The 24098-nt window shown below is 64.0% G+C and carries 21 protein-coding genes; 4 read left to right on the top strand and 17 right to left on the bottom strand.

The features are described from left to right. Positions 1–39: 39 nt before the first annotated feature. From L8V00_RS04885 to L8V00_RS04920, 8 genes are all read right to left on the bottom strand, one after another. On the bottom strand, positions 40–369 hold the full coding sequence (locus L8V00_RS04885; RefSeq protein WP_035004463.1) for a putative quinol monooxygenase: 330 nt from the start codon (positions 367–369) through the stop codon (positions 40–42). Between the two features lie 90 nt (positions 370–459). Then, a complete protein-coding gene (locus L8V00_RS04890) occupies positions 460–2313 on the bottom strand; it encodes an alpha/beta hydrolase (RefSeq protein WP_049049180.1) in 1854 nt (617 codons plus the stop codon). After that, positions 2300–4162 (bottom strand): ABC-F family ATP-binding cassette domain-containing protein, encoded by a 1863-nt coding sequence (locus L8V00_RS04895; protein WP_269944361.1) that lies wholly within the window; start codon positions 4160–4162, stop codon positions 2300–2302. The genes L8V00_RS04890 and L8V00_RS04895 overlap by 14 nt, the downstream gene beginning before the upstream one ends. Beyond that, positions 4155–5240, bottom strand: a complete 1086-nt coding sequence (locus L8V00_RS04900) for a 4-(cytidine 5'-diphospho)-2-C-methyl-D-erythritol kinase (RefSeq protein ID WP_269944362.1) — start codon at positions 5238–5240, stop codon at positions 4155–4157. Before L8V00_RS04900 ends, L8V00_RS04895 begins: the two co-directional genes overlap by 8 nt. Beyond that, a complete protein-coding gene (gene rsmA, locus L8V00_RS04905; RefSeq protein ID WP_269944363.1) occupies positions 5237–6187 on the bottom strand; it encodes a 16S rRNA (adenine(1518)-N(6)/adenine(1519)-N(6))-dimethyltransferase RsmA in 951 nt (316 codons plus the stop codon). The genes L8V00_RS04900 and rsmA overlap by 4 nt, the downstream gene beginning before the upstream one ends. A gap of 104 nt (positions 6188–6291) precedes the next feature. Continuing rightward, positions 6292–7467 carry a resuscitation-promoting factor gene (locus L8V00_RS04910; protein ID WP_034988183.1) on the bottom strand — a complete coding sequence of 392 codons (1176 nt, stop codon included), beginning with the start codon at positions 7465–7467 and terminating at the stop codon, positions 6292–6294. Between the two features lie 313 nt (positions 7468–7780). Beyond that, positions 7781–8698, bottom strand: coding sequence for a TatD family hydrolase (locus tag L8V00_RS04915; protein ID WP_269944364.1), 918 nt, complete (start codon positions 8696–8698; stop codon positions 7781–7783). A gap of 45 nt (positions 8699–8743) precedes the next feature. Then, positions 8744–10027: an MFS transporter gene (locus tag L8V00_RS04920; protein WP_269944365.1), complete on the bottom strand. Its 1284-nt coding sequence runs from the start codon at positions 10025–10027 to the stop codon at positions 8744–8746. 136 nt (positions 10028–10163) lie between these two features. Here L8V00_RS04920 and L8V00_RS04925 point away from each other — a divergent pair, with 136 nt between their 5' ends. Beyond that, positions 10164–10844 carry an HAD family hydrolase gene (locus L8V00_RS04925; protein ID WP_034988180.1) on the top strand — a complete coding sequence of 227 codons (681 nt, stop codon included), beginning with the start codon at positions 10164–10166 and terminating at the stop codon, positions 10842–10844. 4 nt (positions 10845–10848) lie between these two features. On the opposite strand, the gene metG is transcribed toward L8V00_RS04925, so the two are convergent. The 3 genes from metG to rsmI all read right to left on the bottom strand — a co-directional run bounded on the left by metG (position 10849) and on the right by rsmI (position 15517). After that, positions 10849–12687, bottom strand: coding sequence for a methionine--tRNA ligase (gene metG / locus L8V00_RS04930; protein ID WP_269944366.1), 1839 nt, complete (start codon positions 12685–12687; stop codon positions 10849–10851). Positions 12688–12735: 48 nt separating this feature from the next. Beyond that, the gene (locus L8V00_RS04935) at positions 12736–14421 is read right to left on the bottom strand and encodes a BCCT family transporter (RefSeq protein ID WP_269944367.1); all 1686 of its coding nucleotides are present in this window, start codon (positions 14419–14421) and stop codon (positions 12736–12738) included. Positions 14422–14593: 172 nt separating this feature from the next. Then, a complete protein-coding gene (gene rsmI / locus L8V00_RS04940; RefSeq protein WP_269944368.1) occupies positions 14594–15517 on the bottom strand; it encodes a 16S rRNA (cytidine(1402)-2'-O)-methyltransferase in 924 nt (307 codons plus the stop codon). Between the two features lie 10 nt (positions 15518–15527). On the opposite strand from rsmI, the gene L8V00_RS04945 reads away from it, so the two are divergent. Continuing rightward, positions 15528–17198: a dolichyl-phosphate-mannose--protein mannosyltransferase gene (locus tag L8V00_RS04945; RefSeq protein ID WP_269944369.1), complete on the top strand. Its 1671-nt coding sequence runs from the start codon at positions 15528–15530 to the stop codon at positions 17196–17198. Here the strand turns inward: L8V00_RS04945 and L8V00_RS04950 are convergent. From L8V00_RS04950 to L8V00_RS04975, 6 genes are all read right to left on the bottom strand, one after another. Next, positions 17195–17977, bottom strand: coding sequence for a zf-HC2 domain-containing protein (locus L8V00_RS04950; protein ID WP_035004479.1), 783 nt, complete (start codon positions 17975–17977; stop codon positions 17195–17197). The two genes, L8V00_RS04945 and L8V00_RS04950, sit on opposite strands and share 4 nt — an antisense overlap. A gap of 36 nt (positions 17978–18013) precedes the next feature. Further along, positions 18014–18436, bottom strand: a complete 423-nt coding sequence (locus tag L8V00_RS04955) for a DoxX family protein (protein WP_080722694.1) — start codon at positions 18434–18436, stop codon at positions 18014–18016. Positions 18437–18451: 15 nt separating this feature from the next. After that, complete coding sequence (gene sepX / locus L8V00_RS04960; RefSeq protein WP_269944370.1) at positions 18452–19846, bottom strand: divisome protein SepX/GlpR; 1395 nt, start codon at positions 19844–19846, stop codon at positions 18452–18454. Between the two features lie 109 nt (positions 19847–19955). Beyond that, a complete protein-coding gene (locus tag L8V00_RS04965; RefSeq protein ID WP_269944371.1) occupies positions 19956–20669 on the bottom strand; it encodes a GNAT family N-acetyltransferase in 714 nt (237 codons plus the stop codon). 7 nt (positions 20670–20676) lie between these two features. Then, a complete protein-coding gene (glp, locus tag L8V00_RS04970; protein WP_049049200.1) occupies positions 20677–21978 on the bottom strand; it encodes a molybdotransferase-like divisome protein Glp in 1302 nt (433 codons plus the stop codon). Positions 21979–21989: 11 nt separating this feature from the next. Then, positions 21990–22907: a UTP--glucose-1-phosphate uridylyltransferase gene (locus tag L8V00_RS04975; RefSeq protein WP_192816650.1), complete on the bottom strand. Its 918-nt coding sequence runs from the start codon at positions 22905–22907 to the stop codon at positions 21990–21992. An 86-nt stretch (positions 22908–22993) separates the two neighbouring features. Between L8V00_RS04975 and L8V00_RS04980 the strand changes: the two genes are divergently transcribed. Both L8V00_RS04980 and mscL read left to right on the top strand, forming a co-directional pair. Then, positions 22994–23608: a 5-formyltetrahydrofolate cyclo-ligase gene (locus tag L8V00_RS04980; RefSeq protein WP_269944372.1), complete on the top strand. Its 615-nt coding sequence runs from the start codon at positions 22994–22996 to the stop codon at positions 23606–23608. A gap of 51 nt (positions 23609–23659) precedes the next feature. Beyond that, positions 23660–24094, top strand: coding sequence for a large conductance mechanosensitive channel protein MscL (gene mscL / locus L8V00_RS04985; protein ID WP_035004486.1), 435 nt, complete (start codon positions 23660–23662; stop codon positions 24092–24094). Positions 24095–24098 lie beyond the last annotated feature (4 nt).

A 24098-nucleotide genomic window follows, 5' to 3' on the forward strand; every position in this document is an offset into this window, starting at 1 on the left:
GGTGTTAAGGGGGTGGGGTTAAGGGGGCGAGACTACGGGCTAGTTATTCTCGACGCGGAACTCGGCCATGCGGTCCCACTCGGTCTTGCCTGGGATCTTCGTGTTGATGATCTCCGGGGTCTCCAGCAGGTACTTCGGCATCTCGTCGCAGGCGCGCTTGAAGTGCTCGGACTCTACGTGGGCGACGTCGGCATCGTCCTGGAAAGCCTCGATCAGCAGGTACTCGTTTGCGTTCTCCGGGTCGCGGAACCAGTCGAAGAAGATGTTGCCTTCCTCGGCGCGGGTGGCCTCGGTGAACCAGGAGACCTCCTGCAGGAAGTTGTCGGCGAACTCGGGGCGGACCTTGTACTTTACGTTGATAAGGATCATGGTGCCCCACCCTACGCTGTGCACCCGAGTGTTGGCAGATGCCCAGCTGATCCGACATGCCCGTCCCTGCACTCGGTACTGCCTCCGGCCCTAGCCGTTGTCCACGCCGACTTCCTTCTCCGGGCCTTGCGATTCCATCGCCTCGTCCAGCTGCTCACGAAGCTCCTCGGCGCGCTGCGGGTTGAAGTCCCTCCCGCCGACCATCGCCAGCATCCCGTCCAGCACGCTGTTGCCGTAGTTGTGCCCGTGGCCGTTCGGCACGTTGGCCGCAACCGGGAGGTCCATGGTGACCTGCCAGAAGGTAACAAACGGGATCCAGGACATAGACGGCGAGCGGTCAAAGCCGGCCGGTTCCTTCAGCCAATCGGGTTCCTGGGCGATCAGCGACGGCGACCACCACACCACCGGGTCCGAAGGGTGCTGGATAAACAGGATTCGCGGTTGGTGCCACCCGGCGCGCGAGGTCAGGTCTTCTTCTCGACGCCACCGCCAGATCTCATCGGAGTTCTCCGCAAAGCGGACATTCAGCCCGCCCGCGTATTCCGCAGACACTTGCGGCGAGCCGGGGTCTCGCCGATCCACCAGGTCGTGCCACAGCTTGTTTGAGTTCGGTGGCCCCACCCACAGCAGGCCATCCACGCTAGAGACGATGTCGCGCACGCCAGAGAATGCCCCGCTGCCCGCGTTGGTGCCCAGCGATTCGCCGTAGACGTACAGCTTCGGGCGGTCGTTCTCCGGCAGGGTGTGCCACCAGTCCACGATGGTGGAGACCAGCGCCTCTCCCGCGTCTTCCACGCGCTGCTGGTCAGCGATGAACTGCACGCCACTGGGCAGGTAGGAGTACTGGGCGGAGGCGATCGCGGAATCGCCGTCGAACATCAGCTCGAAGGCCTGGGCGGCCGTGGGGTTCACCCACCCGGTGCCGGTCGCGGGCACCACGAGCAACGCCTCGCGGTCCTTCGCGCCCGTCCGCTTCAACTCCTCGACTACGCTTTCCGCCCGGGCTTTATCCGTATCCTCTGCACCGTTTTCCAGGCTGGCGTACACACGGATGGGTTCCTTGCTGGGCCGGCCGGTCAGCTCTTCCAACTCGTCCTTGTACAGCCCCAAGCCGACGAACCTAGTGCCGAAGGCCCCCAGGTCCTCCCACTTGTTGGGCGACTGCGGGCTACCGGAGCGCTCCGGCACCTGGGGTTGCACCAGGTCTTCCCGAATCTCCTGATCCCGGACCGAAAACACCCGTTCGGTGGCGCTGACAACCGTGCCGGGAACGACGGTATCCACCAGGAAAAGCACGGCCATGCCGACGGCCAGCCAGGCGAACAGCGGGCGGGTAACCCCACCCAAGCGGCGCCCCACGGGGCCATCTTCCAAGGCCTCGATCAGCCACAGCAGACCTTTGCCCACCAGCACGATCAGCGTCCACAGTCCGATGCCGATGGGCAGCACCAGCAGGAACTCGGCCGCCGTATAAGCCTCCGCGTCCATCAAATGTGCCAACTCTCGTTGCCAGCGCACGGCGAAGGAAACCCACACAAGTAGTGCCAAGATCACGACGGCCACGAAGCCAATCTCCAGGCCATTCTTCAGCTTCCGCATCCCTCGGTCGCTGAGCTCCAGCTTATGCTGTAGCTTCTCTAGCAGCCCCAGGGCCTTGCGGCGGCCCCGTCCCATGGGCTCGTTGAAGCGCCGTTGCAGGAAGGCTTCCCACAACCAGTGGAGGAACACACCAACGGTATAGCCGGTGCCGCCGGAGATACCTGCGACCACGCCCTGAAACAGCCAGTCGCGCGGCAGCAGCGAAGGCGTGAGCGAAGCCGCGAACAGCAGCGCACCGACGATCACACCACCGGGGTCCACGTGGGCCTCCCACTGATCCCTAGCGGCGCTTAGCTTCCCAGTGATTTCCTCCTCTGCGGCGGAGGCGACATCAGCTATCTTCAAGCTTCTCCCCGATCTCCAGCCACTGCATCTCCAGCTCGCCGTGTTCTTCCTGGTTGGCCTTCAGATCCTTATCCAGCGCGGCTAGCTCGTCAGTCACGGGCTCGCCGGTAGCTGCCTTTTCCGCCACCTCGTTCATTTTCTCGTGGATGGAATTGATCTTCTGCTCGATCTTGGCCATCTTCCTTTCCAGCGCACTCATTTCCTTGGTGAGTGTGTGGACTTCCTTGGCGCCGAGGCTGGGGCGTCCAGAAGAAGTAGCGCCAGAACCGGTGGCGCCGGAGCTACCAGAACCAGAATCCGCAGCGTCGAAGGTCAGAGTGTTCTTGCGCCCCTCATCGCTGGCCTCCTGCTTGCGGCGCTCCAGGTACTGCTCGATGCCGCCGGGCAGGTTCGTCAGCCGCCCATCGCCGAACAGCGCCCAGGTGGAATCGCAGATGCGCTCGATCAGGTAACGGTCGTGGGAAATCACCACGAGCGTGCCGGGCCATTCGTCCAACAGGCTTTCCAGCTCCTGCAGGGTGTCGATGTCCAGGTCGTTCGTCGGCTCATCCAGCAGCAACACGTTTGGCTCGGCCATCAGCACGCGGGTCAGCTGCAGGCGGCGCTTCTCGCCACCCGACAGGTCCCCGATGGGCGTACGCTGGCGCTTCGCGCTGAAGCCCAGCCGCTCGGCCAGCTGGGAGGCGCTGATCTCCTTGTCGCCGAAGGTCACGTAACTGGCGATATCCTCGACAGACTCAATCAGGCGCTTCGTGGGATCCAGGTCGTCTAGCTCCTGCCGCAGCCAACCCAGGCGCACGGTCTTGCCCTCGACGCGGCGCCCCTGCTCCAGCGGCGCCTCGCCCGCCAGGGTGCGCAGCAGGGTCGTCTTGCCGGAACCGTTCACCCCCACCAGGCCGATGCGCTCGCCCGGCCCCAAGCGCCAGGTCAGGTCCTCTACCAGGGTGCGCCCGTCCGGGGTGGCGATGCGCGCGTTCTCCAGCTCGATGACCTTCTTGCCCTGGCGGCGCGCTGAGAAGCTCATCAGCTCCACCTTGTTGCGCATCGGCGGCACGTCGGCGATCAGGGATTCCGCGGCCTCGATGCGGTAGCGCGGCTTCGAGGTTCGCGCGGGCGCCCCGCGGCGTAGCCACGCCAACTCCTTGCGCGCGAGGTTCTGGCGGCGCTGCTCGGCCGCGTCCGCCTGCCGGGCGCGCTCGGCGCGGGCGAAAGTCCAGTCGTTGTAGCCACCCTCATAGACGTCCACCGCGCCGTCGTGCACCTCCCAGGTGTGGTTGGCGACGGTATCCAGGAACCAGCGGTCGTGGGTGACCACAACCAGCGCAGTGTTGCGCCCCAGCAGGTGCTCGGCCAGCCACTGCACGCCTTCGACGTCCAGGTGGTTGGTCGGCTCGTCGAGGATCAGCAGGTCCAGATCCTGCACCAACGCGGCGGCCAGGCCGGTTCGGCGGCGCTCGCCACCGGACAGCGAGTGCACGGGAGTATCCAGCCCCAGCCGGGCGATGTCCAGCCCGTTGAGTACGCTACGCACCTTCGGGTCGCCGGCCCATTCGTATTCCTGCAGACCCAGCGGTTCTAGCACTGCCCCGGCGACAGTCATGTCTTCCGGCGCGTCGCGCAACACGTCCTGGGTGACCATGGCCATGCGCAGGTCGTTGTTGTGGCTTACGCGCCCGGAGTCCGGCTCGTCCTTCCGGCTCAGGATGTTCAGCAGGGTGGACTTACCACCGCCGTTGAGCCCGACCACGCCGATGCGGTCGCTGCTGTCTACACCGAGGCTCACGTCGTCGAGCAGGGTCTTGAGCCCGTAGCTCTTCGAGACTTTTTCTAAGTTGATGAGGTTACTCAAGTACTTCTTCCCTTTTTATGACGCCCGCAGCCGCAGCTGGGGAACTCGTCGTCATCGTGGAGCTGGCTTTCCCGGCCACGCTAACGGCTGTCGCGACCTCCACCGCGTCGTCAGCGGATGCGCACAGCATGGCGACCGTGGGCCCGGAGCCGGAGACGATCGCGGCGATGGCGCCGGCCTCCTCGGCGGCCTTCAGGGTCTCGCGCAGGCTGGGCAGCAGGCTGATGGCTGGGGCCTGCAGGTCGTTAACCAGCAGCTTTCCCACTTCTTCCGGGTTGCCTGTCCGCAGGGCTGCGATCAGCCCCTCAGGGCTTCCAGCTCGCGCGGCCTTGGGGCTGGCCTCCGAGGCAGCGGCGCGCTGCTGGTCCAGCTGTCTAAACACCTCCGGGGTGGATAGGCCGCGCTTGTCGGTGGCGATGGCCCAGTGATAGGTGCCCGTGGCGATGACGGGCATGAGGTTTTCCCCTTTGCCCGTACCCCTTGCCGTGCCGCCGAGCAGGCAGAAGGGCACGTCGGCGCCCAGGTCGGCTGCGATGCCGGACAGTTGTGCGCCGTCCGGGCGGCGCGGGGAACGCGGGTCCGGGAAGTACAGCTCTGTCGCCGCAACCAGCGCGGCTGCCGCATCCGCCGATCCCCCGGCCATTCCGCCGGCAACGGGAATTCCCTTGTCGATGTGGATGTGCACGGGTTCGTCGGCCCAGGGGACGTGCGCGTCTCGTGCCAGTTTCTGGATTGCGGCAACGGCCTTCCACGCCAGGTTGCTGGAATCCTGTGGCACCAGGTGGCTGTCGAAGCCGGAGACGCTCCAGGTGCACGGCGCCGCGTCAGCGGCCTCCTGCGCAACTTCGGCCTCTCGTACAGCTTCGGCATCATGTGCGTCCTGCGCACCTTGTGCATCCCGCAGCGCGACGGTGACCTCTTCCTTCAGCGAGACGGCCTGAAAGATCGTGTCAAGCTCGTGGTATCCGTCCTCCCGGGCCGGCCCCACGCCGAGATGCAGGTTCACCTTGCCGTGCGCACTAGCTGTGACGGAGCGGTACTGGGGCTCCTGCGGACCGAAGATGTGGGAAACAGTCATTGCGCACCCCTCAGCGAAGCCACGGCCAGCTGCACGAACTGTTCCGTCGAGAGCTTCTCACCGCGAAGGGTCGGGTCGATCCTCGCGCTTCGCAGCGCATCTTCGGCCGCCTGGCCGCTGCCGAAGTGGCCGGAAAGGGCGGCGCGCAGCGTCTTGCGGCGCTGCAGGAAGGCGGCGTCTGCCAGAGCGAAGACCTCGCGGCGCAGCTGCTCGGCATCCAGCTGTCCAACACCCTGGTCTGCGTCAAACTGTTCGGCGCCCGACTGCCCGCCGGCCCACGGCTCCGCCCCTTCGGCGTAGCGGTCGATGCGCACCAGGCCGGAGTCGATCTTCGGCGCTGGCCAAAAGACGTTCTTGCCGATGGTCGCCGCGCGGGTGACGGAGCCATAGAAACCAGCCTTCACGCTGGGCACACCATAGATCTTGGATCCGGGAGCGGCGGCCAGACGGTCGGCGACTTCCAGCTGCACCATGACCAGAACGCGGTCGATACTGGGGAACTCCTCCAGCATATGCAAGAGCACGGGAACGGAGACGTTATAGGGAAGATTCGCCACCAGTGCGGTGGGAAGGGGGCGTCCAGCGTCGGCAAAGTCCTGCGCCGTGACCGCCATCGCGTCCTTGAGGATCACCGCCGCATCGGCCTCGCCTGCACCCTGTTCTTCCAGGGTGGCGGGCAGCTTCGCGGCCAGGCGCGGATCGATCTCCACGGCGGTAACGCTCGCGCCGGTTTCCAGCAGCGCGAGGGTCAAAGAGCCCAGGCCAGGGCCGATCTCCACCACGTTGTCGTCCGCGGTGACATCGGCGGCCTTGACGATCTTGCGCACCGTGTTGGGGTCGTGGACGAAGTTCTGCCCCAGCTTCTTAGTGGGGTTTAGGTCCAGTTCCTCGGCGAGCTGCCGGATCTCATTGGGCCCCAGCAGCCGAATCTTCCGTTCATTCACCATTCACAGGATAGTCGAGCTGGTGCCCGATAAAAACCGAGGTTGCTGCGCTGCTGTGCATAACTATGCACAGCCATGCTCGGCAGTGCTCGGCAATGGCCTAAGGCTTAGCGCAGACCCATCTTGGAGGTGCAGGCAGGCCATGCGCCCCAGCCCTGTCCGGCCTGCACGCGCTCGGCAACTGCGATCTGCTGCTCGCGGGTAGCCATGTGGGCAGCCGGTGCATACTCGGTGCCACCGAAAGCAGCCCAGGTGGACGGGGTGAACTGCAGGCCACCAGAGAAGCCGTTGCCGGTGTTGATGGACCAGTCGCCGCCGGCCTCGCACTGTGCCAGCTGATCCCAGACGGAGCCGTTGGCCACAGCCGGGGCTGCCGCGCCAGTGTTGGAGCCCTTGTCGTCGGCCTTGTCAGCCTTCTTGGTGCCGCGGATGATTACGCGCTCCTTTGGAGCGGCGATCTCCTTGCTGGACTTCTCCTCGCGGCTAACCTCTTCGCCGTTGACGGTGCGGACGGTCGCAACAACGCGAGCCTTGCCCGGCGCGCCCTTCTCTACGACCTTCTCCTCGCCCTCGGGCATGTTCGGGTCTTCCTTCACACGCTCCGGAGCCGGGATCTCCTCGACCTTGGTCTCCTCGCGGTTGGCGATGCGGGTGACCTCGACGTGCATGCCCTCCTTCAGAGGGGTGTTGGCGGCCGGGGTGACCTTGTCATCCTTGCCCAGTGGGGTGCCACGCATCTCGAAGATCTCGCCCACGGTGCGGGCAGGCAGGCTCATGCGGCCGTCCTTGCCACCGTCGTTCAGGGTGAACTTCTTCGGGGTAACGATCTCCAGCTCCATGCCATCGAGCGGGATCTCCTGGTTACGCGCCTGGGACAGCTCGCTCGCAGCGTCGCTGCGGCCGATCTGGTCCAGCAGGGAGCCGACAGTCAGTGCAGTGGTATCGATCTTCTCCTGCTTGCCGTCGATAGTCAGAGCCACGGTGCGGGCGCTACGGACAGTGATCTTGGAGTTGTCGCCGATAGCCTCGTCCAGCGCCGGGGTGACCATGGCACGGTTGTCGATCTCCACGCCTGCGGACTTCAGCGCGCCCTCGACGTCGCCGGACATGGTGCTGGCCTGGATAATGTCGCCGTTGACGTCCAGAGTGACCGACTTCTGCCCTGCCACCGCAACGCCACCGCCGACAACCAGGGTCGCGAGCATGCCACCCGTGGCGATGCGCAGCGGGGTGGAGCTGGTGTTGTTAATGCGGTGCAGGTGGGACTTCTTCTTCGGTGACACTAGATCGTTGCCTCTCTTGTTACTGACGCCCTTTAGGTTTCAACTTCGCCACGTTCTGTGCACGTAGCAACGGGGCGCCCGAACGCCGATTTTCTCAACTTTTGTCACAATACGATAACGATCCTTGTTAAACAAAGATCCAGGCCAAATTGTTCCGCAAATCACAAATATGGGGGTACAGCTGCGGTAACAGCAGCCACAACCCCCAACATGCATTAATTTCTATACCTTTTCGTTACCTGGCGTCACACCAGAAACAGGAACCTCACTAGCGGAGACACCTGCAGAGATACCGGTAAAACCACAGTGTGCACTAAGCGCCCAGATCGATCCCGTAGAGCCTTTGAGCGTTCGCGGTGACCAGCTCTCCCAGTTCCTGCGGCGCCATCCCCCGCTGCTCCGCCACGCAGGCGGCGGTGTAGCCAACAAAGGCTGGCTCGTTACGCGCACCCCGGAAAGGCTCAGGGGTCATGTAGGGCGCATCGGTCTCCACCAGAATCTGTTCCGCCGGGGCAATGCGCGCCGCCTCGCGCAGCTCCTCATTGCGCTTGAAGGTCACGTTTCCTGCGAAAGACAGCACGTAGCCGCGATCCAGCGATTCCTTGGCCACATCCAGCGGGGAGGAAAAGCAATGCAGGATCACATTCTCCGGCTGCGGCGCGTCGGCGAGCACCCGCAGCAGGTCGGCATCGGCCTCACGGTTGTGGATCATCAGCGCCTTGCCGGATTCGCAGGCTAGGTCGATGTGGAATCGCAGCGCCTCTTCCTGCACCTCGATGCTCGGGGTTTCCTCCCCGTCTCCTGGATCCTTGCCGATCCAGTACGCATCCAGGCCGGTCTCGCCGATCGCTACGCAGCGCGGGTGGAAGGCCATCTCGCGCAAGCGCTCGCGCACTGCCCCCGTCACCGTCTGAGCCTTAGTCGGGTGCACGGCGCAGGCCGCCCACACGCGGTCGTGGAACTCCGCAGCCTGCAAGGCCTTCTCCGTCTCTTCGATACCGTCACCGACGGTGCACACGCCGCGTACACCCACGGCACAGGCGCGATCCATAAACTCACCCACCAGTCGGCGGTGATCTTCCTCCCCAAACGTCCTATCCCCTGCGTCCGACCCCACCACGTCCTGCCGGCGCTGATTCTTCAGCACTGTGGACCACAGGTGGGTGTGCGAGTCGAACAGCGGGACGATCGGCTCGGGCGGAACGGGTGTCGGACGCTTCTTTTTTGCCATGCCCACCACCCTAGCGCTCCCTTAGGCGGTGCTCCCTAGGCGGTTCTACGCGCGATCGTCCACGAACACCTTCCGGCTGGCCACCAGGCCCGCCGCCAGCAAAACGAAGTTGAACCCCACAAGAACCAACAGTCCGGCGGTCCAGGACGCAGTGGCGTCATAAAGAGCACCAAAACCAAAAGGCCCAACGCAGGCAACCGTGTACCCGATACCCTGCGCGCCCGAAGAAAGAACGGCGGCGGCCTTCGGTTCGCGGGTGCGGGTGGCGATTAGCATCAGCCCCAGCGGGAAGGTAGAGCAGCCCAGCGAGACCAGCGAAATCCACATCACTGGCAGGCGCATCGGGTCGGTGATCACCATCAGCAGCGCCACGAACATGCAGCTGCACGACAGGATCGTCACCCATGCCGCGCCGCGCTCAAAGCGGGAGGTCATCCACGGAACGATAAACGACGAGGCAGTTCCGACCAGCGCGAACACTCCGCCGATGATGCCGCCGAGCTGCGCCGATCCACCGGATTCCACGATGATCTTCGGCGCCCATGTGATGAAGCAATAGGAAATGGAGGACGTCATGGCGAACATCACTACGATCCCCCAGCTCACGGGGTTGCGCCACATGTGCCGATACGTGCCGCGCGACTCGCTGTTTTTGTTCTTTATGACGCCCAGTAGCTTCCGCGGGTGCGCCTGTCGCAACATCTCGCTGCCGCGCTGGGCCGCGGTTCCCGGAGTCACCGAGAACACGAGAACACCCCAGCACAGCAGCGCCAACAGCGGCGGAATCGCCCAGACTCCAATCGCCACGCGCCATCCGCCGAGCTCGGCCAGCGGAACGGACACCACGGATGCAGTAGCCATGCTGACCTGCCCGACGGCCATGTAGGCGATAGACATGACCGTTAGCTTGAACGGGAAGTAATCCTTAATAACAGCAGGCAGCAGGGTGTTGGTGATACCCACTCCAACCAGGCCGATCATCGTCCCGGCGAGGAATGCCAGCTCGTTGGGCGCCGCCATGCGCAGGCCGAATCCGGCGGTGGCCAGCACCATGGCGGTACTGATGACCGCGCGGAAGGATAGCGCCTTGGCTAAAGGACTGGAAAGAACCGCGGCGACGGCGAACATGGCCGTAGGCGCCATGCCGACCAGCCCGATGAAAAGGTCGGAGGCGCCGAGGCCAGTGCGAACTTCGTCGGCGATGGGCGGGAAGGCGCTGACAGGGCTGCGCAGGTTGGAGCTGGTCAACAGCACTGCAAATGCAGCGATGAATGCTACCGCGGAGGGCACTCGGCGGGTCGCACTGGCCGCACTGGTCATCTTCGTCATTTTGTTCACCCCCGGTTCGTCTTAGCTTTGCGTCGGCGCCACTTTCTAGTCACGCGGGCGCGTCACACTAGCTACAAACCCTACTAGACCAGCAACCTCCCGCTACATTGCGACTGCAAAGGCAGGCACCAACACCATGGAACACTTGATCGTCTTCGACCTGGGCGGCGTACTGGTTCAGCGCCGCCACACCCTGCGCGAGCTCACCACCGTGATGATCCGCCACGCCAACATTCAGTCTCGCTCCAACAACGGCAGCCAGACCAGTGTCCCCACCATCATCACCGACCCGTTTAGCTTCGAGGCAGCCTACGGCCGCTACCGCGAAAGCTACAGCCTGTCGATGGGGCCGAACGACTACTTCACCACCCTCTGCCGCGCCGCCGGCGTGCAGCCCACCGAGGAACTGATCGCGGAGCTGCTGGAGACCGACACGCGCCTGTGCTCCACCGTGAACACTTCCGTTCTGAACCTGCTGAACCACCTGAACGCCATCGACCAGCCATGGGGCATCTTCAGCAACGCGCCGCGCCCGGTCATGGAGGCCGTGATGGATCAGGATTGGACTAGTGGTGCGGCCGTCACCTGCTTCTCCCCCGACCTGCGCTTCACCAAGCCCCACCAGGGCGCATTCCGCCGCTTTGAGCAGGCTGCGGCGGCCGCCGGCCACGAGTACGCTTCCCTGATCTACTTCGACGACCGGCAGACTAACCTCGATGCCGCCAAGCGTCGCGGCTGGGAGGCCTTCCCCTGGCACGGAGTCGAGTCCGTCCACGAGGTACTCTCGCCCATCACCGGCCTGCGCCGCGCGGACTAGCCCGCTACTTCTGCACCGGCGCCCACTCCGGGCCGGTCTCCGCCAGCTCCGGGTCGAGCTTCGGGAACAGCGGCTTAGGCTTGCTGAGCTTAGTGCCCGGCTGGATCTCCTGGCGCGCCCACGTGGCCTTTTGCTTGGTGTAGTCGCCCATGATGACGGGGTAGGTGCGCCCTTCTTCGGGCAACCCGACGCCCACCGGTTGGCGCGGAGACTCATCCTTGACCTCGACAACCTCCGGCTGGGCCGCCCAGATGCCCTCGCCGCCGAGAGTTTCGAAGATCTTCTGCGCGGAGAATGGCAGGTACGGGGTCAGCAGGGTGTTCACGTCGGAGACAACCTGCAGAGCGGTGTACAGAACCGTAGCCAGGCGCTCGCGCTGGTCTTCGTCCTTCGCCAACTTCCACGGCTCCATAGCCGCGATGTACTGGTTCGCACGTCCCGCGATGCGCATGGCCTCGGTGATGCCGGCCTTGAAGCGGGAGAGGTTGATGTTATCGCCGACAACCTCGAATGCCTTGGCGGACTCGGCGAGCAGCGCCTCGTCCTCTGCGGTCAGCGGTCCCGGGGTGGGAACCTCGCCGAAGTTCTTGTGAGCCATGGAGACGGTGCGGTTCACCAGGTTGCCCCACTCGTTGGCTAGCTCGGAGTTAATGCGGCGAACGAACTCGTCCCAGGTGAAATCCGTATCGGTGGTCTCCGGCCCAGCGGTGGCGATAAAGTAACGCAGCGCGTCGGGGCCGAATTCCTTCAGGAAGTCGCGCACGTAGATCACCACACCCTTGGAGGAGGAGAACTTGGAACCCGACATCGTCAGGAACTCGGAGGATACGACCTCCGTCGGCAGGTTCAGCGCCGGATCGGCCAGATCGCCAGCCTCGCCGCCCTTGGAACCCTGACCGCCATAGCCCAGCAGCTCTGCCGGCCAGATCTGGGAGTGGAAAGTGATGTTGTCCTTACCCATGAAGTAGTAGGACAGGGCCTCCGGGTCGTTCCACCACTTCCTCCAGGCATCCGGGTCGCCGATTCGCCAGGCCCATTCGATGGACGCCGAGAGGTAGCCCACGACGGCGTCAAACCACACATAGAGCTTCTTGGCGTTGTTGTCCTGCCAGCCCTCGACGGGAATCGGCACGCCCCAGTCGATGTCGCGGGACATGGCGCGCGGGCGGATGTCTTCCAGCAGGTTCAGGGAGAACTTCAACACGTTCGGGCGCCAGTCGGTGCGGCCCTTCAGCCACGTGGTGAGGGCTTCTGCCAGTGCCGGCAGGTCGAGCATGAAGTGCTCGGTGTCGATGAACTCCGGCGTTTCACCGTTGATCTTGGAACGCGGATCAATCAGGTCCTCGGGATCCAGCTGGTTTCCGCAGTTGTCGCACTGATCGCCGCGGGCGTCATTGGCACCACAGATCGGGCAAGTGCCCTCGATGTAGCGATCCGGGAGGGTACGACCGGTGGAAGAGCTGATGGCACCGCGGGTGGTCTGAGTGACCATGTAGCCGTTGTTGTACAGGCCGGTGAAGAGCTCCTGCACGACCGCGTAGTGGTTGCGGGTGGTGGTGCGGGTGAACAGGTCATAAGAAAGGCCGAGGCCCGCGAGATCCTCGACGATGATGCGGTTGTAGCGATCCGCCAGTTCCTGGACGGTCGTGCCTTCCTTCTCCGCCTGCACCAGCAACGGGGTGCCGTGCTCGTCGGTGCCCGAAACCATGAGCACCTCATTGCCAGCCATTCGCTGATAACGTGCGAAAACGTCCGAAGGCACGCCGAATCCGGCGACGTGGCCGATGTGGCGGGGGCCGTTAGCGTAGGGCCATGCAACTGAGGTGAGAACTCGTTTCGACATAACCCTTAGATTAGGTGATCCCCTACCACGACGCGAAAGCAGCCCGGCTTAGGAATGCTCTGCATTGCCGTCTGCGACGGCCTGCGGAACATCGCTCCCGCCGTAACGACGGCTGCGCTTAGCGGCCTTAGCTTCGCTCTGCTCGTTGATACGACGCTCGCGAGCCATACGCAGGGCGTATTCCCGCTGTGCCTTTTCGTCCAGGTACAGCTGGTCGTTAGACAGAGCCTTGTAGATGGAGAACATCAGGGCGATAATCACCAGCAAGAACGGGCTGGCGGCGATGATCGTCACGTTCTGAAGGTTGGTCAGCGCCTCGTCACCACCGGTAAGCAGCAGCATCAGGGCGATAATCGCGGTGAGCGCACCCCACAGCACAGTAACGCCACGGTTGGCGACCAGCTGTCCACGCTGCGACATGGAACCCATGACGGTGGAGGCGGAGTCTGCGGAAGTAATGAAGAAGGTCGCCAGCAGAATCATCGCAACGATGCTTGCCACCTGGCCCATCGGCAGGGTTTGCAGCAGGTTGAACAGCTGGCTGGTCGCCTCGCCATCGCCCCAGATGGAGTTGCCGGTCTCCTCCGCATTAACAGCAGCGCCGCCAAAGATGGAGAACCAGATGATGGTCACCATGGTCGGCACCATCAGGACCACGCATACGAACTCGCGGATCGTACGGCCGCGGGAAATGCGGGCGAGGAACATGCCGACGAACGGAGACCAGGAGACCCACCATGCCCAATAGAAAATGGTCCAGCTGCCCAGCCACTCATCCGCACCGTCGCCGGAGTTGGCGGTGCGGGCGGCCATCTGGAAGAACTGGGACAGGTAGTTACCCAGGGAGGTCGGTATCAGGTTCAGAATCACCACAGTCGGCCCGAGGATCAGGACGAACAGCGCAAGGAGACCGGCCAGAACCATGTTGGTGTTGGACAGGTACTGAATGCCCTTACCCACACCGGAGGCGGCGGAAGCCAGGAAGCACAGCCCCAGGATCACGATGGTGCCGACGATCACCCACGTGCCAGGATTAGAAATCAGCCCCGTGGCATCTAGACCGGACTGGATCTGCACTGCACCCAAGCCCAGGGAAGCCGCAGTACCAAAGACAGTCGCGAAAATGGCGGCAATGTCGATGATCTTGCCCAGCGCGCCCTCGGCGCGCTTCTCCCCGATCAACGGAATAAACGCCGCGGATAGCAACTGCTTACGGCCCAGACGGAAGGTGCCATATGCAATGGCCAGCGCCACGATGGCGTACAACGACCACGGGTGCAGGCCCCAGTGGAACAGAGTGGAGGCGAAGGAGCTGGCCACATCGTTGTTCTGCGCTCCCGGAACACCGTCGCGGTAGTACGTCAACGGTTCGGTCACGCCGTAGAACATCAAGCCAATTCCCATGCCTGCGGCGAACATCATGGCCACCCAGGAAATGCTGTTAAACTCCGGTGGCTCGTTATCCTTGCCCAGGCGAATGTGCCCGAACTTACTGAACGCAATGAACAGAATGAATCCGACAAACACCGTGCCGGCGAGGACGTACAACCAGCCCCAGCTTCCCACGACATAGCTCAGTGCCGTGGAGGCGAAAGCGGCGAAGCTATCGCCACCGAGCACACCCCACAACACGACAGCCAGGATGAGGGCTGCCGCGCAGCCCGTGACCACCCAGTCGATGGACTGTTCCTGATCAGCCTCAGTCGGTGCTACTTCTTCTCTTGATACAGTCATTCCTCAATATTGGGGGGTAGTGTGGGGGCTTTTCAACCGCACCGGTACCCGAACCGCGCCCGGATGGCGCTCTTAACCCCTGCCTCACTCCCTCATAAAGCCCAGTTCACCTGGTTTTATCCCGCACAGAAGCCACCCACCGCGCTGCCTGGTTAAAAACTTTTAAAAAAATCTAACTTTTCTCGCGTCCACGCAGCACAGCCTCATAAAGCTCGCGCTTGCTCACCCCCGTGGCCTTCGCCACGTCCCCGGCCGCCGCCTTCAGGCGCTCCCCCTCCGCCACTTTTTGCTCCACCAGCGAAACCAGCGATTCCACGTCCGGCTCCGCCTGCTCGTCCGCGGCATCCACCACCACGCAGATCTCCCCCTTCACACCGCTTTCCGCCCACTCGGCCAGCTCGCGTAACCCGCCGACCTTCACCTCTTCAAAGGTCTTCGTCAGCTCGCGGCACACCGCCGCCTGCCGGTGATCCCCCAGCTCTTCGGCTGCCACCTGCAAAGTCTTGGCCAGCCTGTGCGGGGATTCGAAGAAACAGACGGCGTAGGGGGCGTCACTAAAAGAACCAAAGAACGAACGCCGGGCGCCGTCCTTGCGTGGGGCGAAGCCCAGGAACGCGAAGTGGCCCACCCCCAGGCCGGATAGCGCCAGAGCGGTCGGCACCGCGGAGGGTCCCGGCAGGCACGTCACCGGCACTCCCGCGCGACGGGCAGCGACGACCAGCGGGAAACCGGGGTCGGAGACGGAGGGCATTCCGGCGTCTGTCACCACCAGCACGCGCCGGCCCTGCTCGGCCTGCTCGACGAAGAACTCCGCCCGTTCGGCCTCGTTGTGGTCGAAGTTGGAGTAGATCCGGCCGGAAATCTCAACGCCTAGCGTGTCCGCGAGCGCCCGGGTGCGGCGGGTGTCTTCCGCGGCTACGATGTCGGCGCTGGCCAGCGCGTCGATCAGCCGCACCGAGGCATCCAGCGGATTGCCCAGCGGCGTGGCCGCCAAGATGATTCCTCCCTGCGGCAGAGGCCTATTCTCGGCGGCGCGGGTAAGCAGCGCAGTAGCTGCGTCGGCGGAAAGAGTCTTGGCATCTACGGGTTCACTCATACCCGCCAGTATGCCCGCCAGTGCGCCCGATTGTCCGGTGCTTCTACTACAGTTGGCTTTCGTGCCGACCACACCGACTCCCCCGCTTGCCGACGCTCCTGCAGTGTCCGCCGACCAGCGCGCCACAACCGACGTGGACAGTCGCGTGTCTACCGCTGCGTCCGGGCGCCACACGTTCACTTTCACCCGGTGGACGGGCATCCTGGTTGTCCTCGGCCTGTTCGGTGCGCTCAGCCGCCTACTGATGCTGCAGCGCCCCACGGATGCGGGCACCCCGGTGTTCGACGAGAAGCACTATGTGCCGCAGGCCTGGCAGATTCTGCAGAGCTGGTCTAACCCGCTGATCGGCGGCATCGAAGACAATCCCGGCTACGGCCTGGTCGTCCACCCGCCCCTGGGCAAGCAGTTCGAGGCGCTGGGCATGGCGGTGTTCGGCTATACGCCATGGGGTTGGCGAATCATGTCCGCCCTGCTGGCTGTGATGACGATCCTGCTGATTGCCACGATTGCGCGCCGAGTGTCGAAGTCCGACCTCATCGGTTTATTCGCCGGCATTATTGCCCTGTGCGACGGGATCCTCTTCGTCACGGGGCGCTCGGCCATGCTGGACCACTTCCAGGTGTTCCTGGTGTGCCTGGCGACTTACTTCGCGGTGCGGGATGCCGAGCAGATGGAGGCCCGCTTCCAGCACGTCTGGGCCGCTGACCGGATCCACGATTTCGCCCTCGGCCCGCGCATGGGCTATCGCTGGTGGCGCTTCGCCGCGGGCGTGGCGCTGGGCTTGTCGCTTTCGGTGAAGTGGAATGGCCTGTACTACATGGCCTTCTTCGGGGTGACGATTGTTGCGGTTGATTACTTTCGACGCCGCCGTTTCGGCGTGCGCCGTCCCCTTCTCGGGACCGCTTTCTTCGACGCTCTGCCCTCCTTCTTTTCCATCGTGATCGTCCCCGCGATTCTGTACGTGGTCAGCTGGCGGGCCTGGTTCGCCTCCGAAACGGGCGTGTTCCGCCACGCCGTGGAGTCCGAGCAGTACACCAACACCACCGGGGATTGGTTCTGGTCTTTCCTGCCCGATGCCCTGCAGAACTTCATCTACTATCACGTGTCCGTCATGCGCTTTCACACGGAGCTGACGAACTCTAACGGCCACCACCACAACTGGGAGTCCAAGCCGTGGTCCTGGCTGGTTTCCAGCCGTTCGCTGATGTACTACAACCCGTCCAGCGACGAGGGCATCCACAAGGTGATCCTGCTGGTCGGCACGCCCGCTATCTGGTGGTTCTGCGTCCCCGTCATGCTGTGGGGGCTATGGTGCCTGATCGTGCATAAAGACCGCCGCTGGGTGGTGCCCGTCATCGGCTTCGCCGCCGGCTTCCTGCCTTGGCTAGTCAACCTCGATCGCCAGATGTACCTGTTCTACGCAGCCAACTTGGCTCCGTTCCTGGCGATTGCGCTGGCGATGGCCCTGGGGCAGCTGCTGCGCTGGCAGCGCCCGGACGTTGCCGCCCAGCCGCACTCCTCCCCTAAGACCTTCGTGAAGGCTCGCCCCGGTCAGCTGCTGGTAGTGATCTACCTGATGCTGGTGGTCTGGAACTTTCTTTACTTCCTGCCGATTTACACGGCCACTCCGCTTTCCGATTTCGCCTTCGACATGCGGATGTGGCTGCCTTCCTGGCGCTAATCCCAGCCCCGCGGTCGCGGCTCGCCGAGCTCGAAGGTGGAGTTGCGTCGGGCGTCGCTCGGGCTGAAGTTCACCGGCTGGGCCATCAGCGCGCGCAGCGACTGCTGCAGCGGCATGAACACGTTCTGCCTGCCAGCCCACACCACGACCAGGGCCACGACCGCCGCCAAGTGCACCAGCAGCAGCCAGAGTGTGGTCAGGCTGCCACCTTCCCCGACCATGCTCAGCACGATCTCCCGCGTTGCGAACCCTAGACCGAAAGCCCATAGCCCCAGGTAGATCGGCAACACTGCGGCAGCCGCTTTCGGGCGCCAAGCTGCCCACAGGAGGCCACCGGCCAGTGCAAAGCGCATCGTCGCCGCGTCGGAGACTAGTCGAAGCTGAGACGAGTCGGCGTCATCCCCAATAGGCGAGCCGAACAACAGCGACAGGCCCCACACAACATAAACCAGCGCCACGGCAACAAGGGCGAAGCGACCAAAGTAGAGAGGCAGCTGACGGCGGCGCAGGCCTCCGCTGATCTGAGGGTTGTGATCGGCCTGCTCGAGCACCTGTGCGAGGAGCGCCGCCTTCTGTTCGTCGCCCGGCTCCGTCGTGGGGCCATCATCCGTTGGGGTGGCGGAGACGTTCATCCGGCGCCCCAGTGCGGTGACGGTGGCATACCAACGTTGGCAGTCTTCACAGGCGGCAAGGTGCGCGTCGACGAGGTCGTCGGACAGCTCGGCGGTCTCGCCGTCGAGCCGGGCGGACATTGAGGTCCTGACCGCTTGACAGTCCATGCGCTTAATCCCGCCTCTTGCGTGCTTGACTCAACTTCAGCCGAAGCGCGAGAGAGCCTTGTCCAGGCTCGCGCGCCCCGCGCCGAAAACAACAATCATCATAAGCGAGACGACCAGGAGCAGCACAAACTCCATGCCCCCATCGGCGACGAAGAAACCGTTGGACCAGTGCACGAAGTACAGCACCAGTGCGCTGTAGATGGCGAAGAGTCCTGCGACTGCCGTGGTAAGCAGACCAACGATGAGCATCGCGCCACCGAGCATCTCGAAACTGGCCGCCGCCCAGGCACTGACCTTTGGTTGCGGAATGTGCAGGCGGTCGAAGGTGGCGACGGTGCCGGTTACTCCGCCCATGCCGTCGATGAAGACTTTCTTCCAACCGTGGGCAATGAAGATCACGCCGGTGACAAGGCGCAGGAGCAGCAGGGCCGCGTCACGCGCTGCGGGGTGGTTCAGCATGCGGGAGGTTTACTCCTAGACCGCGCGGATGCCGGAGCGCGGGTCGAGGTATTCCTCGTCTGCGGCGGAAGCGGATGGTGCGCCCGCGTCGGAGCCCCCGCCCGGTACGTCGAAGAAGTCGCTGCCGTCGGCGTACTCCAGGTTGCTGAAGGCCGGGTCGTCTTCGTCGGTTTCCAGGATCACGGCGCCCGGGCGGATCAGGCGATCCGGCACGCCCAGCTCGTCGTCCTCCGTGTTGCGCACACCCAGGCGGGCGCGGCGCATACGCACCAGGCGGCGGTGGCGCAGCTCGCGCTCCTCGATGGCCTGGCGGCGGAGCATCACCAGGTAGAAGGCGGTGAAGGCAACCATGGCCACGAAGGTCAGCCACACGCCACTGCCCAGGGCCAGGCTGGCGCCAAAGGTCAGGACGCACAGCGCCAGCAGCACCAGCAGCACCTTCTTGCGGCGGTTCTGTCGCTCACGGGCCAGGCGCGCGGAGGCTACCGGGTCGTACACACCGCGACCACGGCGGGACGCCAGGTACTGCAGATCGGCCTCGCTCAGCTCGTCGGAGTCCTCGAGGATGTCCAGGTTCTTGCCCGTCGGTGCTTCATCGACGTGGTCTACCAAATCTGGTGACGCCTTCACGTCCCCACCGCGCACGTACTCAGTCGGGACTGCGGCGTATGCGGCCTGGCGGGCGCTCTGCTCTTCGGACTGCTCGGCGTGCTCCGTGGAATCGCTGGAGTCGCTGGACTCAGAAGACCCAGAAGACTCAGCAGACTCAGCGCTCATCTCCGCCTTCTTCACCGGGGAGAACTCGCCGGTGTCCATTTCATCCTGGGCGGTGTAACGCACTGCGCTGCCCGCAGATGCCGCTGCCACGACCTTTTCGGAGACCTTCTCGGCGCCCCTGCCGAAGCCCTTATCTGCCGTGCCAGAGTCATCGGCGTTCGCGTCCGTCTGCTCGGTCGCCTCCGCGGTCTTCGCCTTGGCATCTACTGCTTCGGCATCTGCTGCTTCGGCGTCCACTACCTCAGCATCGACCATCTCAGCGTCTACCACTTCGCCGTCAACGACTTCAGCGTCCACGCTATCCTCGCTGCGCTCACTGCCCTTCGTGTTCATCAGCGCCCGCAGCCCACGCGGCTTGCCCGACTTCGCGCCGGCTGCGGAATCTTCGTCTTCCAGCAGGACATACTCCGGCTCTGCGTCGACCAGCTCCAGTTCGTCGTCATCAGAGGACATGTACAGGCCCTCGGCCGGCTTGAGCTTGCGCTTCGCCTTCAGGGTGCTGCCACCTCGGTGCAGCACGCGGGTCTCGCTCAGTGCCTGGGCAGTCCGTCGCACGGGTTTCTGGTTGCGCAGCAGAAGCGGCGCCAGCAGCACCAACCAAACGGCGGCAATGAGCAAAAGGGAGCCGGACACGTGTATCAGTTCTCCTCGAAGTTTGTGAAGCTTATGCGGGCAGCGTGAATGGTCAAGTGCTTGCCACGCTACCCGCGTAACCCCTATATCCGCGCTCGCCACGCCGAGGCTAGTTTCGGTTCACAGCCAGCCCCAAGATTCCGCGGTTCACCAGCCTGCGCACCACCCCGTCCGGCGCCGTTTCCTCCTGAGTCTGCGCCACCAGCAGGTGGTCCCGCCATTCGCCGTTGATGTGCAGGTTTCGCTGTAGCTGCCCTTCGATGCGGAAGCCGGTTTTCTCTAGCACTTTTCTGGACGCCACGTTCTCCGGCATGACCGTAGCCTCTATCCTGTGCAGCCCCACTACCTGCATCCCCAAGTCCACGCCCAGCGCTACCGCCGCAGTGGCCACGCCGTGGCCCTGGAACCGCGAGTGCACCCAGTAGCCAATCCACGCGCTGGATACGGTTCCGTATTGGATATTGCCGATCGTCAGCTGTCCCGCGAACTCCCCATCAATGTCGATGACCATCGGCACCAGCAGGCGGTCGGCGGACAGGACCTGCAGGTTGTGGAAAGTCTGCCGCCAGGCCTGCGGGCTGTGTGCTGCTTCCCAGTCCCCTTGCACGGTCGGCTCAAAAGGTTGCAGTAGTTTCTGATCTTCGATCCGCGCGGCGCTCCACTGCGCCCCGTCGGTCGCGCGCACGGGACGCAGAGTTACCGGCAGGGCGACCGTGGGGGCGTCATTAAGATCTCCATACATGTGCCCACGACTCAAAACGGTTCGCGAGCGCTGTTCGGGCACCGCGGTGGGGGCGAAGGCGGCGCGCAGTCGATGAAGCACGGGTGGGCTAATCCTTGTTGCTGAGGAACAGCACGTCCACTTCCTGCCCCGGTGCCACGTCCGTCACATCGGAAGGCACCACAATCAGGCAGTTAGCCTGCCCGTGGCTGCCCAGCAGGTGGGTCGGCTCGCCGCCGTTCACCGCTCCGAGGGGATCCACCAGGAACTCGCGGGTCTCCCGGTCGCGCATCAACTGGCCGCGGATAAAGCCACGGCGACCGGGAGCCGAGGCGATGCCGGCGATCGTGCGGGCGGGAACCACGCGGCGGGTGGCCTGACGGCGGCCACGGATCAGCTGCACCAGCGGGCGCACCATGACCTCAAAGGAAACGAGGGCGGCGGAGGGGTTGGCCGGCAGCAGGAAGGTCGGCACCTTGTCCTGCCCCAACGTGCCGAAGCCCATGACTGAACCCGGGTGCATGGCGATGCGCTGAATGTCCATCTCCCCCATCTCGGAGAGGATTTCCCGCAGCTCGTCGCTGGCCGCACCTCCCACTGCGCCGGAGATCACCACGACCTCGGAGCGCAGCAGCTGGCTTTCCAGCACCTCGCGCATCTTGCGCGGCTCGCCACTGAGGATGCCCACGCGGTGCACGTCCGCGCCGGCTTCGCGGGCGGCGGCGGCCAGGGCATAGGAGTTCACGTCGTAAACCTGGCCCACAGCCGGGTCGCGGTCGATGTCCAGCAGTTCACGGCCGAAGGAGAGCACCGACAGGCGCGGGCGCGGGTAAACCAGCACCTTGGATCGCCCCACAGCGGCCAGCAAGCCCACCTGGGCGGCACCGATGACGGCGCCTTCCTCCACGACAACGTCGCCGGGCTGCACGTCGGAGCCCTTCCGGTGCACGAACTCGCCGGAGGCGATGGCCTCCAACGGGCGGATCTTGCGGCCTTCCTTTTCCACCCAGTCCAGTGGGAGCACCGAATCCGCCAGGGTCGGCAGTGGCGCGCCCATCTCCACCCGCACCGCCTGGCGCGGCTGCAAACGGATCGGACGCAGGGAGCCGGCGGTTACGTCGCCGACGATCGGCAGGGTTTCCTTCACACCGCTGGTGTTCTCCGCGGCCGCGGCATCCTCCGGGTCTCGGTCGGCGTCGCCGCCCCGGGCGGCTGTCAGAGCTTGGCGAATATCCACGCTGCGCACGGCATAGCCGTCGATGGCGGCCTGGTCGAATCCGGGCAGCGGCTCGGCGCCCTCGACCCTTTCGGCGCAGCGCAGCCCCAGAGTCTCGGTGATGGCGATGCGCACTGGCTCAGGGGTCACCGCCGCAGAGGTGATGATTGCCAGTTGTTCTTCGACCGATCGCATGTTTGTTGCCCCTAGTTTTCCTGGTTCAGGCGCTCCCGCAGCCAGGTCTTCAGGCTGGGGCCATATGTCTCATTCTGAAGCGCGAAATCGACACAAGCTCGAATGTACCCACCCGGGTTGCCTAGGTCATGGCGTAGGCCGTGGTGAACGATGATGTGCACAGGGTGGCCTTCGGTAATCATCAGCTCAATGGCGTCGGTGATCTGGATTTCCCCACCCTTGCCCGGCTTCGTGCGGCGCAGAGCATCAAATACCTGTCGATCCAGCAGGTAGCGCCCGGTGGCTACGAAGTTGGACGGAGCATCTTCGACGGCCGGCTTTTCCACCATGCCCTTCACGATCTTCACGTCGGCGTGGTCCGCCTCGTCGATCTCGAAGACTCCGTAGTTGCTCGTCTCCTCGCGCGGCACCTCGAAGGCACACAGCACGGATCCGCCGTACTGCTTGCGCACGGCAAGCATCTTCTCCATCACGCCCATCGGCAGAACCAGGTCGTCCGGCAGCATGACGGCGAAGCAATCCTCGTCGTCATCCAGCACCTCTTCCGCCAACCCGATGGCGTGCCCCAGGCCGAGCGGCTTCTCCTGTTCGACAGCCACCACGTCGATCAGCCCGTCGGTAGCGCGCACCTTGTTCAGCTGGTCGGTCTTGCCGCGCTGCTCTAGCGTACGCTCCAGCTCTTCGTCGGTATCAAAGTGGCCGAGCACCCCGCCCTTCTTCGGAGCCGTCACAATCGCCAAGCGGTCTGCACCTGCATCGGCGGCTTCCTTTGCAATCAGTTCGATCCCGGGAGTGTCCACGACGGGCAGCAGTTCCTTGGGAACGGTTTTGGTGGCGGGCAAAAAGCGGGTTCCAAGCCCGGCGGCCGGGACCACGACGGTACGCAGTGCGGCTTGCTCGGACGTGGAGATCGTAGGGCTAGAAGTCATGCCGGAATAGTAGCGCTTTAAGCTCCGGGTTTCGTGCTCTACACACCACTTAAGGAGAGTTTTCTTTTGCAGTAGGCTTTGAGGCGATGAGCACCCCCTCTGAGTTGAAGAAGCGCGCCCGCGCCCGAGTGCGCGCTGCCCGCGCCGACCGCCTCGACGAGCGCCCCTTTCGCGACCGAAGCATTCAGACTCACCTCTTGGACGCTCTCGCGGATCTCCCCTGCACACCTTCCACCATCTGCGGATATGTCCCCCTCCCGGGCGAGCCGGGCGGCGCGGATCTTCCCGATGTCCTGGCGCGCACTGGAGCGCGAGTGTTGCTTCCTCGCGTTGTTCGTGGTGACGCCCCCAGTCTCGAATGGATCGAATATCAGCCGGACAACCCAAACCTCGTCGAAGGCACGTGGGGAATACTCGAGCCGGTGGGCGAGCCCGTAAGCGACTCGGAGAGTAATGCAATTCACACTTTCCCGACATGCGTCGATGTAATAGTTACACCTGCTCTATCGATTGATTATCATGGGACACGGCTCGGACAGGGCGGTGGCTTCTATGATCGAACTCTTGCCAATCGCCCATCGCATGTGAAGGTGTGGGCAGTGGTAGACCACGAAGAATTCACCCGCGACGTTCCCTGCCAAGACCACGATCTGGTCGTAGACGCTGTGATCCACGACCTCGGATACTTCCCCATCTTTTAATTGCTTTAAAAAGTCTGCGCTAGGTCGCGGACAAGAAAGGTCTTTTGCGCAATGCTTGAAGGTTTTAAGAAGTTCATCATGCGCGGCAACGTCATGGAACTTGCCGTAGCCGTCATCATCGGCGGTGCCTTCACCGCCATCGTCACCGCTTTCACCAACGGCATCGTCGAGCCGCTCCTGGCTGCAGTCGGCGGCTCCCCCGAGTTCGGAATGGGCTTCCACCTCCGCGAGGGCAACGATGCAACGTTCGTCAACATCGGCGCTGTCCTGACCGCCGCCGTCAACTTCCTGATCATCGCTGCCGTCATCTACTTCGTGATGATCATGCCGATGAACAAGCTGGCTGAGATGAACGCTCGCCGCAAGGGCATCGAGCCGGAGGAGGCTGCTGCTACTGAGACCGAGCTGCTGGCCGAGATCCGCGACCTGCTGGTGGAGCAGCGTGGCGGCGAGGCAGAGCCGACCGGCAAGCACGCAGAGAGCTAACCCC

Origin of the sequence: Corynebacterium evansiae (assembly GCF_027570065.1) — a bacterium.
Taxonomy (GTDB): Bacteria; Actinomycetota; Actinomycetes; order Mycobacteriales; family Mycobacteriaceae; genus Corynebacterium; species Corynebacterium evansiae.

Bases quoted from the DNA above. Each gene is read 5' to 3' on its own strand.
- L8V00_RS04885 (WP_035004463.1), bottom strand. From the start codon at position 369: ATGATCCTTATCAACGTAAAGTACAAGGTCCGCCCCGAGTTCGCCGAC.
- L8V00_RS04900 (WP_269944362.1), bottom strand. From the start codon at position 5,240: ATGACTGTTTCCCACATCTTCGGTCCGCAGGAGCCCCAGTACCGCTCC.
- rsmA (WP_269944363.1), bottom strand. From the start codon at position 6,187: ATGGTGAATGAACGGAAGATTCGGCTGCTGGGGCCCAATGAGATCCGG.
- L8V00_RS04915 (WP_269944364.1), bottom strand. From the start codon at position 8,698: ATGGCAAAAAAGAAGCGTCCGACACCCGTTCCGCCCGAGCCGATCGTC.
- L8V00_RS04920 (WP_269944365.1), bottom strand. From the start codon at position 10,027: ATGACGAAGATGACCAGTGCGGCCAGTGCGACCCGCCGAGTGCCCTCC.
- L8V00_RS04925 (WP_034988180.1), top strand. From the start codon at position 10,164: ATGGAACACTTGATCGTCTTCGACCTGGGCGGCGTACTGGTTCAGCGC.
- metG (WP_269944366.1), bottom strand. From the start codon at position 12,687: ATGTCGAAACGAGTTCTCACCTCAGTTGCATGGCCCTACGCTAACGGC.
- L8V00_RS04935 (WP_269944367.1), bottom strand. From the start codon at position 14,421: ATGACTGTATCAAGAGAAGAAGTAGCACCGACTGAGGCTGATCAGGAA.
- rsmI (WP_269944368.1), bottom strand. From the start codon at position 15,517: ATGAGTGAACCCGTAGATGCCAAGACTCTTTCCGCCGACGCAGCTACT.
- L8V00_RS04945 (WP_269944369.1), top strand. From the start codon at position 15,528: ATGCCCGCCAGTGCGCCCGATTGTCCGGTGCTTCTACTACAGTTGGCT.
- L8V00_RS04950 (WP_035004479.1), bottom strand. From the start codon at position 17,977: ATGGACTGTCAAGCGGTCAGGACCTCAATGTCCGCCCGGCTCGACGGC.
- L8V00_RS04955 (WP_080722694.1), bottom strand. From the start codon at position 18,436: ATGCTGAACCACCCCGCAGCGCGTGACGCGGCCCTGCTGCTCCTGCGC.
- glp (WP_049049200.1), bottom strand. From the start codon at position 21,978: ATGCGATCGGTCGAAGAACAACTGGCAATCATCACCTCTGCGGCGGTG.
- L8V00_RS04975 (WP_192816650.1), bottom strand. From the start codon at position 22,907: ATGACTTCTAGCCCTACGATCTCCACGTCCGAGCAAGCCGCACTGCGT.
- L8V00_RS04980 (WP_269944372.1), top strand. From the start codon at position 22,994: ATGAGCACCCCCTCTGAGTTGAAGAAGCGCGCCCGCGCCCGAGTGCGC.
- mscL (WP_035004486.1), top strand. From the start codon at position 23,660: ATGCTTGAAGGTTTTAAGAAGTTCATCATGCGCGGCAACGTCATGGAA.